Annotated in this window: 13 protein-coding genes; 8 read left to right on the top strand and 5 right to left on the bottom strand. The window is 72.0% G+C overall.

The features are described from left to right. Positions 1 to 675 (bottom strand): diacylglycerol/lipid kinase family protein (locus BH719_RS10125; RefSeq protein WP_009743936.1); only part of this gene is annotated, 675 nt, incomplete at its 3' end. A 275-nt stretch (positions 676 to 950) separates the two neighbouring features. On the opposite strand from BH719_RS10125, the gene serS reads away from it, so the two are divergent. Further along, entirely contained in the window at positions 951 to 2,225 is a 1,275-nt protein-coding gene (gene serS, locus BH719_RS06115; RefSeq protein WP_009743934.1) for a serine--tRNA ligase, read from the top strand. A 1-nt stretch (position 2,226) separates the two neighbouring features. After that, entirely contained in the window at positions 2,227 to 3,150 is a 924-nt protein-coding gene (locus BH719_RS06110; RefSeq protein WP_009743933.1) for an HAD family hydrolase, read from the top strand. On the opposite strand, the gene BH719_RS06105 is transcribed toward BH719_RS06110, so the two are convergent. Then, the gene (locus BH719_RS06105; RefSeq protein ID WP_009743932.1) at positions 3,104 to 4,288 is read right to left on the bottom strand and encodes an alpha/beta fold hydrolase; all 1,185 of its coding nucleotides are present in this window, start codon (positions 4,286 to 4,288) and stop codon (positions 3,104 to 3,106) included. The two genes, BH719_RS06110 and BH719_RS06105, sit on opposite strands and share 47 nt — an antisense overlap. 127 nt (positions 4,289 to 4,415) lie before the next feature. On the opposite strand from BH719_RS06105, the gene BH719_RS06100 reads away from it, so the two are divergent. Both BH719_RS06100 and BH719_RS06095 read left to right on the top strand, forming a co-directional pair. Further along, on the top strand, positions 4,416 to 5,051 hold the full coding sequence (locus tag BH719_RS06100) for a TetR/AcrR family transcriptional regulator (RefSeq protein ID WP_009743931.1): 636 nt from the start codon (positions 4,416 to 4,418) through the stop codon (positions 5,049 to 5,051). Between the two features lie 107 nt (positions 5,052 to 5,158). Then, a complete protein-coding gene (locus BH719_RS06095; protein ID WP_009743930.1) occupies positions 5,159 to 6,742 on the top strand; it encodes a xylulokinase in 1,584 nt (527 codons plus the stop codon). A gap of 108 nt (positions 6,743 to 6,850) precedes the next feature. Here BH719_RS06095 and BH719_RS06090 read toward each other — a convergent pair whose 3' ends face one another. After that, positions 6,851 to 7,213 (bottom strand): DUF488 domain-containing protein, encoded by a 363-nt coding sequence (locus BH719_RS06090; protein ID WP_009743929.1) that lies wholly within the window; start codon positions 7,211 to 7,213, stop codon positions 6,851 to 6,853. Between the two features lie 94 nt (positions 7,214 to 7,307). On the opposite strand from BH719_RS06090, the gene BH719_RS06085 reads away from it, so the two are divergent. The 4 genes from BH719_RS06085 to BH719_RS10120 all read left to right on the top strand — a co-directional run bounded on the left by BH719_RS06085 (position 7,308) and on the right by BH719_RS10120 (position 10,626). Next, positions 7,308 to 8,189 (top strand): DUF5926 family protein, encoded by an 882-nt coding sequence (locus BH719_RS06085; RefSeq protein ID WP_009743928.1) that lies wholly within the window; start codon positions 7,308 to 7,310, stop codon positions 8,187 to 8,189. A gap of 72 nt (positions 8,190 to 8,261) precedes the next feature. Continuing rightward, entirely contained in the window at positions 8,262 to 9,098 is an 837-nt protein-coding gene (locus BH719_RS06080; protein WP_034219633.1) for a glycosyltransferase family 2 protein, read from the top strand. An 8-nt stretch (positions 9,099 to 9,106) separates the two neighbouring features. Continuing rightward, positions 9,107 to 10,309 (top strand): DUF2079 domain-containing protein, encoded by a 1,203-nt coding sequence (locus BH719_RS06075; protein ID WP_009743926.1) that lies wholly within the window; start codon positions 9,107 to 9,109, stop codon positions 10,307 to 10,309. Further along, on the top strand, positions 10,297 to 10,626 hold the full coding sequence (locus tag BH719_RS10120) for a hypothetical protein (protein WP_009743925.1): 330 nt from the start codon (positions 10,297 to 10,299) through the stop codon (positions 10,624 to 10,626). The genes BH719_RS06075 and BH719_RS10120 overlap by 13 nt, the downstream gene beginning before the upstream one ends. A 163-nt stretch (positions 10,627 to 10,789) precedes the next feature. Here BH719_RS10120 and BH719_RS06065 read toward each other — a convergent pair whose 3' ends face one another. Together BH719_RS06065 and BH719_RS10115 are read right to left on the bottom strand one after the other, a co-directional pair. Next, complete coding sequence (locus BH719_RS06065) at positions 10,790 to 11,980, bottom strand: MFS transporter (protein ID WP_009743924.1); 1,191 nt, start codon at positions 11,978 to 11,980, stop codon at positions 10,790 to 10,792. Between the two features lie 308 nt (positions 11,981 to 12,288). After that, a partial coding sequence (locus BH719_RS10115; RefSeq protein ID WP_009743923.1) for a heavy metal translocating P-type ATPase occupies positions 12,289 to 13,324 on the bottom strand: 1,036 nt, incomplete at its 5' end.

Raw genomic sequence — 13,324 nt, 5'->3', positions numbered from 1 at the left:
CTCCGGAGGGCGGGCGGGGCGCTCCGGTTCGGTCGCGGGGCCGGGGGAGCCCGATAACGGCGCGGGCCCCGCCTCCAGGGGGCGGGCCGCGTGGGCCGCCAGCACGAGGCCGCCCTCAGCGGGCAGGGGGGACGCCTCCTCGACCCCGTCCAGGCGCACCCATGTGAGATCGACGTTGCGGTGGTACTCGCCCAGGGCGACCGCCATCGCAGCGGCAGGGTCGTCGGGGAGCCCGAGGTTCCCCGCCAGGACGTTGCCCGTCCCCACCGGCAGGATCCCCATGCGCACGCCCGACCCCGCCATTCCGGCGGCGACCGCGCGCACCGTGCCGTCGCCGCCCGCCGCGATCACGACGGCCGCCCCCCGTGAGACGGCCTCGACGGCCTGGCCCGCCCCGGGGTCCTCCCGCGTGGTCTCCAACCAGTGGGGCGGGCCGGCGCCCAGGTCCATCGCGGCGCGGTCCACGAGCGCGCGGAACGCCGCGGGGTCCTCGTGCTTCGACGGGTTCATGACGATCCAGGGGCGCAGCAGCCCCTCGGCGGGGTCGGCGGGGGGAGAGGGGACCGAGAGCGCTGATCGCCTCCTCGCCCGTCTCGTCAGGGCGACGGCCGCGCGCCCTGCACCGATGGCGCTGGCGCCCAGGACCGCCGCGACTAACCACTTGGGAATGCTCATGCGCCCAGAGTAGCCGTGGGGCGGGCTTCCGTGTGGAGATGGCCGCTGACGGCGCGTGGTCGTCGTCCACAAGATTACGCACCAAAGGTGGATAACTGTGGTAAGGAGTACGCACAGTTTCAAGAGTTGATTATATTCCGCGGAATACCTCTGGTTACCAGCAGGTAAGCCATAGGGGCGGGGGCAGCAACGCCTCCTCCTGCCGGGCGCCCGACCGCCCCGGGGCCGGGTGGACGCGCAATCGGGATCGCCACCGGGTGGCCTAGGATGAGTGCATGATTGATGTGCGTGCACTGCGTGAGAACCCCGAACCCGCCAAAGACTCCCAGCGCGCCCGCGGAGCCGACCCCGGCCTCGTCGACGAGATCATCGAGGCCGACGCCGCCCGCCGGGGGGCCCTGCAGGAGTTCGAATCGCTGCGCGCCACCCAGAAGGAGGTCTCCAAGTCCGTCGGACGGGCCTCCAAGGAGGAGCGCCCCGCGATCCTCGCCAAGGCCAAGGAGCTCGCCGAGCAGGTGAAGGCCGCCGAGGCTGCCGCGAACGCCGCCGATGCCGAGGCCGACCGCCTCGCCCGCCTCCTGCCCAACCTGGTGCTCGACGGCGTCCCCCGCGGCGGCGAGGACGACTACACCGTGCTGCGCCACGAGGGGCCCGCCCCCCGCGACTTCGCGGCCGAGGGCTTCGAGCCGAAGGACCACCTCGCCCTGGGCGAGGGGCTGGACGCGATCGACACGAAGCGCGGCGCGAAGGTGTCGGGCGCGCGCTTCTACTACCTCAAGGGCGTCGGCGCCCGCCTGGAGCTCGCGCTCATGTCGATGGCCCTCGACCAGGCCCACCGGGCCGGGTTCGTCCCGATGATGACCCCGACCCTGGTGTCCCCCCAGATCATGGGCGGCACCGGCTTCCTGGGCGAGCACTCCGACGAGATCTACTACCTGCCCGCCGACGACCTCTACCTGACGGGCACCTCGGAGGTCGCCCTGGCCGGCTACCACGCCGACGAGATCCTGGATCTGAGCGACGGCCCCAAGCGCTACCTCGGCTGGTCCACCTGCTACAGGCGCGAGGCGGGCGCCGCGGGCAAGGACACGCGCGGCATCATCCGCGTCCACCAGTTCAACAAGGCTGAGATGTTCAGCTACTGCCGGCCCGAGGACGCCGCGGAGGAACACGCCCGCTTCCTGGCGTGGGAGGAGGAGATGCTGGCCAAGGCCGAGCTGCCCTACCGCGTCATCGACACGGCCGCCGGCGACCTGGGGACCTCCGCCGCCCGCAAGTTCGACTGCGAGGCGTGGCTGCCCACCCAGGAGCGCTACATGGAGGTCACCTCGACCTCGAACTGCACGACTTTCCAGGCCCGTCGCCTGGGCATTCGCGAGCGCCGCGAGGACGGCACGGCCCCCGTCGCCACCCTCAACGGCACGCTGGCCACCACGCGCTGGCTGGTCGCCCTCCTGGAGAACCACCAGCGCCCCGACGGCTCCATCCGCGTGCCCGAGGCGATGCGCCCCTACCTGGGCGGCGTCGAAGCGCTCGAGCCGGTGCGCTGACATGGCCGAGGCGTCCTTCCTGACGGTGCCCGGATCCGGCGAGCCGACCCGGCCTTTCGCCGAGGTCGTCGACGGGGCCCGCCGCGCCCTGCCCCCCGTCTTCCCCCACGAGGCGGACAAGGTGATGGTGGCCCTCGACATCGACGGGACCGTCCTCACCCCCAGGGGGGCCTCCCACCACGTGCGCGCCGGGATCCGGGAGCTCGCCGCGGCGGGCGCCCAGGTCGTCATCGCGTCGGGCCGCGCCCCCGAGGACGAGATGTTCGACGTCCTCGACGAGCTCGGCTTCACCGACGGGTGGGTCGTGTGCAACAACGGCGCCACCGTCCTGAGGGTGAGCGGGGGAGGGGTGGAGGTGGTGCGGCAGGAGTTCCTCGACCCCGCGCCCCTGATCGACTCCGCCCTGGAGGCGATGCCGGAAGTGGTCTTCTACTCCGCGGTCCCCGGGGCCAAGCGCCTGCTGTCCGCGCCCTTCCCGCCCGGGGAGCTGGAGCAGGGGTCCGAGATCATCCCGCTCGAGCGCATGCGCTCCACCCCGACCCCCAAGATCGTCGTCCGGGCGCCCGGCATGGGGCGCGAGGAGTTCGACCGCGCCATCCACTCCCTGAGCGCCGCCGACCGCTACGAGGTCTTCGTCGGATGGACCTCGTGGGCGGACATCGGCCCCCTGGGCGCCACGAAGGCCAGTGCCCTGGAGTGGCTGCGCTCGCGGCTGGGGGTCCCCCGGGACGGCACCGTCGCGGTGGGCGACGGCACCAACGACATCGCGATGATCGAGTGGGCGTTCTTCGGCGCCGCGATGGGCGGCGCCACCGAGGAGGTGCGCGCCTGCGCCGACCACGTGACCGCCGCCGTCGAGAACGACGGGGCCGCCGCCGTCATGCGCGTGGTCCTGGAGCGCTGCGGGGCGGACGGGGCGCGCTGAGCCATTCGCCCATGACCGCGAAGGCGCGGCCCGGATCGCCGATCTGGCAGTGCTCCGCCATGCCCGGGTCCTGCGCCCGGTGGAACACCTCCACGTCCACGGACTCGGCGCCCGCCAGGACGCGGCGCACGTCGGCCAGGCGCTCGAAGGGGACGTACTGGTCCGCGTCCCCCGCCATCACCAGGCAGGGCTGGTGGATCCTGCCCGCCAGGGGCTCCATCGTGTACGCGCCCAGCGCCCGCAGCACGTCGCTGGGCCTGCTCAGCCCCGTCAGGGCGCGCGCCTGCTGCAGCTTCCACGCGATGTCGGCGCTCGCGCGCGGGCCGATCGACATGGCTGCGTCGATCAACCACGCGGGACGGGCGCGCTCGACCACCGGGGCGACGAGGGGGCGCAGGGGCCGGGGAAGCGGCATCGTCAGCCCGTCCAGCAGCCGGTACATCATGTCGAAGGCGATGACGTGGCTGATGCGCGGGACGTGGGCGGCGGCGCGCATCACCAGGTAGCCCCCGAAGGACACCCCCAGGGCAGCGGCGCTCGTCAGGCCGAAGTGGTCCAGGACCGCGTTCGTCGGAAGTTCCCAGTGCGGCTCCAGGGGCATCCCCGCCAGTGCCGTGTGCCCCTGGCCGGGCCCGTCGAAGGTGATGATGTCGAAGGGGCGGGAGGGGAAGCGCTCGGCGAACCCCATGATCTCCTCGGCGTAGCCGTCGAAGCCGTTCATCATGACGAGGGTGGTAGGCGCGTGGGGGAAGCGGGCGCGGTCCGCCGGGTTCGCCTCCCATCGCATCGCAGTGAGCTCGCCGTCGCCGTAGGGCACAGCGTGCCGGGTCAGCGCGAGGCCCCGGTGCGACTCGTCGAAGGCGGCCGACATGGCGCTGATGAAGCGGCGCTTGCGAGGGTCGTCCACGGGCAGGTAGAAGGCGGCCAGGGAGTGCAGGCGCCATGCGGCCGCCGTGTCCCCCTGGGACTCGAAGCGCGCGGCCAGGCGCCCGGCGAACTGCGTGATCTGGCCGGTGGAGCGGATGCGCGGGAGGACCCTTGCGGCTAGGCGCCCTACGCCCGCCCGGTCCAGGACTGGGCCGAGGGAGCGGTTGAGCTGGAGGTCGAACTGCCGGTTGCCGGTGTAGTGCGTGAACATGCTCCGAGGCTACGCGGTCGTGCGCAACGGGGAAACGCACAATAACGGATGGAGTGTCTGATACTGGACAGTGGATCCGGTATCCGTAGGATAGGTGTACGGATACAGCGGCGATGATCGGAGGGGCATGTACTTGCGAGCGGCCGGAACGCACGGGCGGGACGCCGAGAAGGACCTGGACCTGCGCATCCGCAAGACGCGGCGCGCGATCCGGTCCGGCCTCGTCACGGCGTGCCGGGCCAAGCCCTACGCCCACGTGAGCGTCACCGACATATGCGCTGCCTCCCTGGTGTCGCGCACCACCTTCTACGCCCATTACGCGGACAAGGACGCCCTCCTGGCCGAGGTGGTCTCCCTCCTCCTGGAGGACATCGCCCCGGCCATCGAGGGCATGTGGCTCGGCGGAGAGGACGGAGCGGCCCTGAGCCGTCGCCTTGCGGACTTCTACGCGCGCAACGGGCGCGCCCTGACCACGCTCCTGGCAGTTCGCGGGGATGGCGGCTCCGACCTGCGCGAGCGGCTCCGCCAGATGTTCCGGTCGGTGTTCCGCCAGTGGGCACAGGGCCGTATCGACGAACAGGCCCTGCCCCTGGCCTCGGATGTCTACGCGTCGGTGGCCCTGATCCTCGTCGAGCGCGGGGCTGCCAGGCCGCTCACCGAGGCGGAACTGGCCCTCATCGACCGTCTGCGGGTCCTCTTCACCGGGGGCGCCGGAGGGGCCGCCGGGCCGCTGGGGCGACCGGCGCCCGCAGGGCTCCCCTGAGTTGCTTTCCGAGAATCTACCGGCGCCGCGCTCATGGTGTTACCGTTAACAGCAGACTTTCCCGGGGACCCGCCCCGGCCTCGTCAACGACGACCACGGAGGACACAGTGACCACCGACGCGAGAGCACTCATCGAGGACGGCGACACCGCACTCGGAATCGAATTCGGCTCCACCCGCATCAAAGCCGTTCTGATCGGACCCGATCACCAGGTCCTCGCCTCGGGCTCGCACGGCTGGGAGAGCCACCTCGACGACGGCCTGTGGTCCTACTCCCTCGACGAGGTCCGCGCGGGGCTGCGCAGCGCCTACGCGTCGCTGGTCGACGACGTGCGCGACGAGTACGGGCTCACGCCGACCACCTACGGCTCCATCGGCGTCTCCGGGATGATGCACGGCTACCTGGCCTTCAACGCGGAAGGGCGCCAGCTCGCCCAGTTCCGCACCTGGCGCAACACCAACACCGCCGAGGCCGCGGCCGAGCTGTCCGAGCTCTTCGGCGTCAACATCCCCCTGCGCTGGTCCGTCGCCCACCTCCACCAGACGATCTGCTCGGGCGAGACCCACGTCATGCGCGTCGCCTCCATCAACACGCTGGCCGGATGGGTCCACGAACAGCTCACCGGCCGCCACGTCCTGGGCGTCGGCGACGCCTCCGGCATGTTCCCCATCGACCCCGCCACCGGCTCCTACGACGCGCGGTGCCTGTCCGCCTACGCGAACCTGGTCGACCGCCTGGTGCCCTGGGACCTCGCCAAGCTCCTGCCCACCGTCCTGTCCGCCGGCGACGATGCGGGGGCCCTCACCGAGGAGGGGGCCCTCCTGATCGACCCGACCGGGGCCCTGCTGCCCGGAATCCCCATGTGCCCGCCCGAGGGCGACGCCGGGACGGGGATGGTCGCCACCAACGCCGTCGCCCCCAAGAGCGGCAACATCTCCTGCGGCACCTCCGTGTTCCTCATGGTCGTCCTGGAGAAGGCGCTGGACAACCTCCACCTGGAGATCGACATGGTGACCACCCCCGACGGCTCGCCGGTCGCGATGGTCCACTCCAACAACGGCTCCTCCGAGATCGACGCGTGGGTCTCCCTGTTCGTCGAGTTCGCGCGCCTGGCGGGCACGGAGGTCCCCGTCTCCACGGCCTACGACCTGCTCTACCGCAATGCGATGACCGGCGACGCGGACGGAGGGGGCCTGCTGGCCTACAACACCCTTTCCGGCGAGCCCCTGCTCGGCCTGGAGTCCGCGCGCCCCCTGTTCACCCACACGCCGGACGCGGCCCTCACCCTGGCGAACGCCTTCCGCGTCCAACTCATGACGGTCTTCGCGCCGATGCGCGTCGGAGTGGACGTCCTGCGCGGCGAGGGCGTGGTCCTCGAAAGGCTCTTCGCCCACGGCGGGCTCTTCAAGACCCCGGGCGTCGCCCAGCAGCTCCTCGCCGACTCGCTGGGGATCCCCACGACGGTGGGGGAGACCGCGGGCGAGGGCGGAGCGTGGGGCATCGCCGTCCTGGCGCGCTACGCCGCCGACTCCCACGGCCTGTCCCTGCCGGACTACCTGGCCTCCCGCGTGTTCACCGGGGCGCGGGCCGTGACCTGTGAGCCCACCGCCGAGGGCGTTGCCGGGTACGAGCGCTTCCTGGAGTCCTACCGCTCCGGCCTGGGGGCGGTGAGGGCCATCTCGCACGACTGAGGCGGGTTCCGAGGCGGGGGCCGCCCTCCGCCCGCCCGGCATGTGGTGTTCGGCGCGCGAAGGGGGCAGCGGGCGAGCAGCCGTCCGCGGAGCAGGTGGAGCCGCCGGTCACCCGGCGGTTGTGGCCCCGGCCGCCTCGATCGCCGCTTTGAGGACGTGCGCGTGCGAGCGCGCGGTGTCCTTCGCCGCGAACAACAGGGTGACCCGGCCCCGGCGGGCCCGTTCGGCCAGCGCTGCCACGCCGGGGTTCCCGTCGAGCTGCGCGGCGTACTCCTGGCGGAAGGCGCTGTCGGTGATCTCCCCGTGGTGCCACGCCCTGCGCAGGTCCGCAGACGGCGCCACGTCCTTCGCCCACTCGTCGTAGTCCAACTCGTCCTTGCGCACGCCCCTGGGCCACAGGCGGTCCACCAGCACCCGGTAGCCGTCGTCGGGGGAGGGGTCCTCGTACACTCGCTTCAGCACAACACTCATGCCCCAACGCTACGCCTGTGGCGCGCATCCGGCGCCCCCGCCTCGCGGGCTGCCCCCGCCTCGCCAGGCGGGTGGAACCGCTACGATTGCCCCCATGGGTAAAGCAAGTCGCCGCAAGAAGGTCACCGATCCCGCCAAACTCGCCGCCTACCGGCCGCCGATCCCCTTCGTGGCGCGTCCCTACGAGGGGCTGGCCAAGGAGGTCGAGCTGGTCGCGATGCGCGAGATCATCCCCTGCGCCACGCTCACCGCGCGCACCGACGCGGCCCACGGCGGCGTCGAGTTCGACTTCGTGACCCTGCTGCCCGACGGGCACCCCGCGATGATCCGCCCCGACGGGCGCATCCTGGTCGCCCTGCAGACCCGCTTCAACTCCGCGGACCTCTCCCACGACGCGGGCGCCGCCGTCCTGGCCGCCATCGCGGCGAAGGACAGGGGCGCTGAGGGCGTCGTCCCCGTGGACGTGCGCGAGCCCTCCGAGCGCCTCCAGGACATCCTGGACCCCCAGGGCTTCACCTCCATCTCGCTGGAGGACGACTTCTCCTACTGGTTCGACCCCTCCGAGGAGGTCGACGACGAGACCAGGCGCGCCCTGGAGCGCAACCGCGAGGAGATCATCCCCACCGAGGCCGTCCCCGGCGTGCCCGGCGCCTACTGGTGCGAGATGAACCGCAACTTCGTGCGCTACGTGACCGCCGTCGACGAGTCCGCGCTCTTCACGGCCCTGGCGCGCCTCGCCGTTGACGGCGGCGCGAACGTGGGCGAGGGCTCGCGTTTCGTCGGCGCCTTCCGCGCCTGCGGCATCCCGATCCCCGTCTTCGAACTCGGCGAGGGAGTGGGGGCGGCTGACGCGGCCCCAGGCGTCGCCGCCATGGCCGAGGCGCTCGCCCGCGCGCTGGAGCTCACCGACGCCCTCACCGCCGATGAGCGCCGTGTCCGCCAGGGGCTCGTTTCCCGCCAGGTGACGATCCGCTGAAGCTCAGCTTCATCAGCCACACGTCGGGAGTACAGCGGGCCTTCAGCGCCCAACGCTCCTACAATATTGTCCGTGAACCATGCGCGAGGCGCTGCGGGCAGGAAGGCCCCCCAGAGGATCGCGGCCGTCATACCGGCGCACAACGTCGGCCATGACGTGGCCGCGACGGTGCGGGCGTGCCGCGCGATCCCAGGAGTCGATCTGCTCATCGTGGTGGACGACGGCTCCGCCGACGACACGGGCCGCGCCGCCCGGGCGGCCGGCGCCGTCGTCGTGCGCCACTCCGTGGAACGCGGCCGCGCCTCGGCCATCGAAACGGGCGTGAAGGTGGCCGCCATGCGCGACCGCGCAGACGGGCCCGCCCGCCACCTGCTCATCCTCTCCCCGGACCTGGGCGAGTCGGCCGTCGAGGCGACCGCCCTGGTCGAGGCGGTCAACTCTGGGCTGGCGGACTGCGCCTCCTCCGTGCCGCCCGGCGAGGGGAAGGCCCAGAACGCCCGCGCCCAGCGCATCGCGCGCTCCCTGATCCGCCGCAAGACCGGGTGGGACTCCCACAACCCGATGTCCTACCAGAGGTGCATCACGCGGGAGGCGCTCAAAGCGGCGATGCCCTTCCTGAACCGGTACGCCCTGGAGGTCGCGATGACCATCGACGTCCTGTGCGCCGGTTTCTCGGTGGTGGAGATCCCCTGCAACTTCGTGCATTCGGGCGCCGACAAGTCCCTCGGCTCGTTGAACCGCTCCGCCCGCATGGCTGATAATGTGATGGCGGTGCTCCGCCAGGCGTTCCACCGCGGGGCACTGCCCGCGGGAGCCGGGAGCGCCCGGGCGCAGGCGATCGGGCAGCCCTACCCGCGCCCGGCCCGCGAACGCGGCGGGGAAGGGGACGCGGGCACGACCGACTCATAGGAGGCACAGTGGGAACGATCGGCCGCCGCGCGCGCGAACTGGCCGTCCCCGTAGTGGTCTGCGCGCTCACTCTGGGCGTGTACTGCCTCTACTCCGTCGGGCAGTGGCGGATGATGGCCTCCCCCAGCTGGGACCTGGCCATCTTCACGGAGGCCGCCAAATCCTACTCCCAGGGGCACTGGCCCATCGTCCCCATCAAAGGGCCCGGCTTCAACCTGCTCGGCGACCACTTCCACCCGATCCTGGTCCTGCTGGGCCCCGTCTACCGCGTGTTCCCATCCGGCCTGACCCTGCTCATCGTCCAGAACGCCCTCCTCGCCTGGTCCGCCTGGCCCGTGACTCGCGCGGCGACCCGACTGGCGGGCAGTGCCGGGGGATTCGTCATCGGCCTGGCCTACGGCCTGGGCTGGGGCCTGCAGGGCGCCGTCGGCGCGCAGTTCCACGAGATCGCCTTCGCGGTGCCCATGCTCGCCCACGGCGGCGTCGCCTTCGCCCAGGGGCGCTACCGCGCCTGCATGGCGTGGCTGGCGCCGCTGGTCCTGGTCAAAGAGGATCTGGGGCTGACGATCATGGTCGCCGGTCTCGTCCTCGCCTGGTGCAGGCGCGATCAGGGGCGGCGCGCGCTCGCGGAGTCCCTGGCCTTCGCGGCCTTCGGGGCGGTGGCCTTCGTGATCACCACCCAGGTGCTCCTGCCCGCCCTCAACCCCGCGGGCACGTGGGCGTACTCGCTGGACGGGTCCGCGACGGGCGCGGGCAGCTCCGCCGGGGGCGCCGCCGCGGCCAAGGTGTGGCCCTCCCTCCTCGAGATCCTCACCTTCCCGTCCGTGAAGATCGCGACTGTTCTCGTGTGCGTGCTGGGCGCTGGGGTCGTGGGGGCCGCGTCCCCGTGGTTCGCGCTGGTCGTGCCGACCCTGGCGTGGCGGTTCATGGGGTCGGTCGACTTCTACTACGAGTGGAGCTCGTGGCACTACAACGCGGTCCTGGTCCCCATCGCCAGCGCCGCCCTGCTGGACGTCCTCGGGCGCGCTGCCCAGTGGCGCGACCGGCGCAGCGCCGACGAGGACCGGGCCCCGGCCGACGAGGCGGGGGCCCCGCGTGGCGCGCCGAGCGCCTCAGCTCCTGGTGGGGCACGGGCGTCATCAGCGCCGGCGTCGCGACTCCGCTGCTCGCGCTGGCCGCGACCGCGCCACTGCTGCCGATGTGGCAGCTGACCTCGTCCGGCTTCGGCCAGGACGGCCCGCGGGCCGAGGCCGCCCATCAGGCGATGGCCGCGGTCCCGGCCGGAAGCGCCGTGGAGACGGACATAACGCTCATGGCCCGCATGGTGCCCGACCACGAGGTCTACTGGGTGGGGTCCGCGAAAGACATGGATCCGCTGCCCGAGTACGTGGTCGTCGACCAGCGCTCCTACGTGTGGGGCGGGCGCGATGTCACCGCCGTCGGCTGGGCCACCGACGCCCACCCGGGGCATTCCTACGAGCTCGTGTTCGAGCGCAACGGCTTCCAGGTGGCGCACCGCACCTCGTGAACCGGGCGGGCCCGGTGGATCCGGCTCAGCCTCGGCTCACTGGGCGCGGGGCCCTGCGGGCGGATGCTCGTCTGGGACGCCTCTGGCCGCGCCTGGGCGTACTGCTCCACCAGGCCGGGGGCGGGCGGCGCCAGCGGGGACGCTTCCCGGTCGCTCAGGCGTTCTACTGCGGTTTCGGGGTCGTGGCGGCCCTGACCGCGCCTCCGAGTGCGAGCAGCGCCGCCCCCACCAGGAAGGGCGCTGCGGTCGAGAAGCGGGCCATGAGGAACCCGCATGCCGCATAGGCGATGGGCGCTGAACCGTAGGTCACCAGGTTGATCGCTGAGTAGACGCGCCCCGCGAACTCGGGGGGCGTGTTGTTCATGATGTCGCCGATCAGAGTGGGCGCGGCCACTCCCGCGCACAGCCCCAGGGCGGCCACCAGTGCCAGCGACACCGGCTCCGGAAGCGCGAAGTACAATGCGCAGGTGAGCGCGGCGAAAACGAGGATCCCGCCGTTGATGACCGCGTTGCGCACCGCCAGACGGTCCGCCGGGATGCGCGATGCGATGATGCCGCCGAGGACGCCGCCGAGGGCGAACAGGCACACCGCCGCGCCGAAGGCCCCGCCGCCCCAGCCCAGTTCCAGGTAGCGCGCGGGGAGCACGATGTTCAACGCCCCCGATAACGACGCGTCGATCAGAAGGGCCGTGAGGAGTCCAACGGCGACCGTTCCGCCGTTTGCCGTCATGACGGTTCTCAGCGAGGCGGTCGTGCTGGAGGGGGACGGGTCCGCGAGGGCATGGTCGGCCGCTGGCGCTGCCGAGGGGGTGGCCGGTATCGCGTGGAACAGTGCGAACGCGGCCAGCGCCAGCAGCGCGAAGGAGAAGAACAGGGTGTGCAGCGGGACGGCCTCGAAGCTGAAGCCGCTGGTCGCGCCAGCGAGCCCCGTGGCGACACTGGTGATGACCTGGACCCAGGAGATGGTGCGGGAGAAGTCCCCGTGGTTGGTGAGCCGTTTCAGCAGTGCCCCTGACGAAGGCAGGTAGAGGCCGTCGCCCGCCCCGAAGAGGATGACGCCGCATGACAGGAGTGGAACACTGGGCCCTCCCAGGGAGTCCAGGCCCACGATGAGGAAGGAGGCGATGCGCAGGACCAAGCCCACCTGGATGCAGCGGTAGGGCGACCACCGGTCCGCGGCCCAACCGCCGACCAGGATGAGCGCCAGGCGCGCGACCGACGTGGCAGTGAGGAAGGAGGCGGCGATGCCCGATCCGTAGGAGGAGAGGAGGAATAGGCTGAGGACGACGAAGAACGCCTGGTCCCCGATGGCGACGATTCCGGCTACAGCGAGCCATGTGCGTAGTGGCTTCATGACGCGTCCTGCTCTTCGTGGATGGCCCCCATACTACGTTGATCCGTCTAGAGATTATAAATAAATGGTAAAATCGCAGGCTGTTCTGCGTGTCGTGCTGGCACCGCGCACTGGCGTTCCCGAGCTGGGGGATCGAGCGCGTGCCCTCGCTCGGGTTACGCACACAAGGACCCTGATTTACGCAACACACGCCGCACACAAGGGCGGAATCAAGCCCTTGTGTGCGGCCCCGTGTTACCTAATTCCTTCCCTTGTGTGCGGCACCAGGGGGAGCGGATGCTGAAGACGGACGGGAGCGGGGCCGCAGCTCATGACGCCGAGCGCAGGCGCAGGGAGTTGAGGACCACGAACACCGACGAGCACGCCATGGCGGCGGAGGCCAACATGGGGGAGAGCAGCCCCGCGATGGCCAGCGGGACCATCGCGACGTTGTAGAAGAACGCCCAGAAGAGGTTCTCCTTGATGACGCGCAGCGTGCGCCGCGAGATGCGGATCGCCGTGGCCGCGCTGGCCAGGTCGGATCCGGCCAGGGTGATGTCGGAGGCCTCGATGGCGACGTCCGTGCCCGAGCCCATCGCGATCCCCAGTGACGCCTGCGCCAGTGCGGCCGCGTCGTTGACGCCGTCGCCCACCATGGCCACGACGGCGCCGCGCTCCTGCAGCTCGGCGACCGCCGCCCGCTTCCCGTCGGGCAGGACGCCCGCGATGACGCGGTCGATGCCCACTTGGGAGGCGACGTGGCGCGCCGCCGCCTCGTTGTCGCCGGTGAGAAGCACGGGCTCGATTCCCAGGGAGCGCAACTGGGCGATGGCGGCGCGGGAGGTCGGTTTGACGGTGTCGCGCACGACCAGGACCCCCAGGACCCGTGCCCCCGTGAGGTGCTCGGGCAGGGCGATCGCAGCGGCGTCGGGCGCTGGTCCGGGCTGCGGGGCGTCCCCGGAGCCCGCGGATTCCCGGGCGCCCGACTGGCGGGCGGCAGCGTCCGATGCGGCCGCCCCGGCGTCCACTCGGGAGGTGCCCGCGCTGCCGGCCGGGCCCCCGTCCTCCACGCGGGAGGTCACGGCGCCCTGGTACCCGGCTGCCCCGACGACGCCTTCCAGCTCCTGGTCGGAGTAGGGGCGGGTGAGGGTGATGCGCGCGGACTCGGTGGCCAGGTTGACCGAGGCGGACACGCCGGGGAGCTTCCCGAGCTTGCGCTCCACGCGCCGCACGCACGAGGCGCAGGTCATTCCGCCCACGCTCATCGTCACCGTGGTGGCGCCCGGCGCGGCCCCAGCGTCGGTGCTCCGCGCTGTCCCGGCGTCGGCGCTCCGCCTGGCCCCGCCCGCCGCGGGCCCGGGGGCG

This window comes from Pauljensenia hongkongensis, from assembly GCF_001746855.1.
GTDB classification, from domain to species: domain Bacteria; phylum Actinomycetota; class Actinomycetes; order Actinomycetales; family Actinomycetaceae; genus Pauljensenia; species Pauljensenia hongkongensis.
Note: the sequence above shows the minus strand (reverse complement) of the source record. Positions and strands in the feature narration are given on the sequence as shown.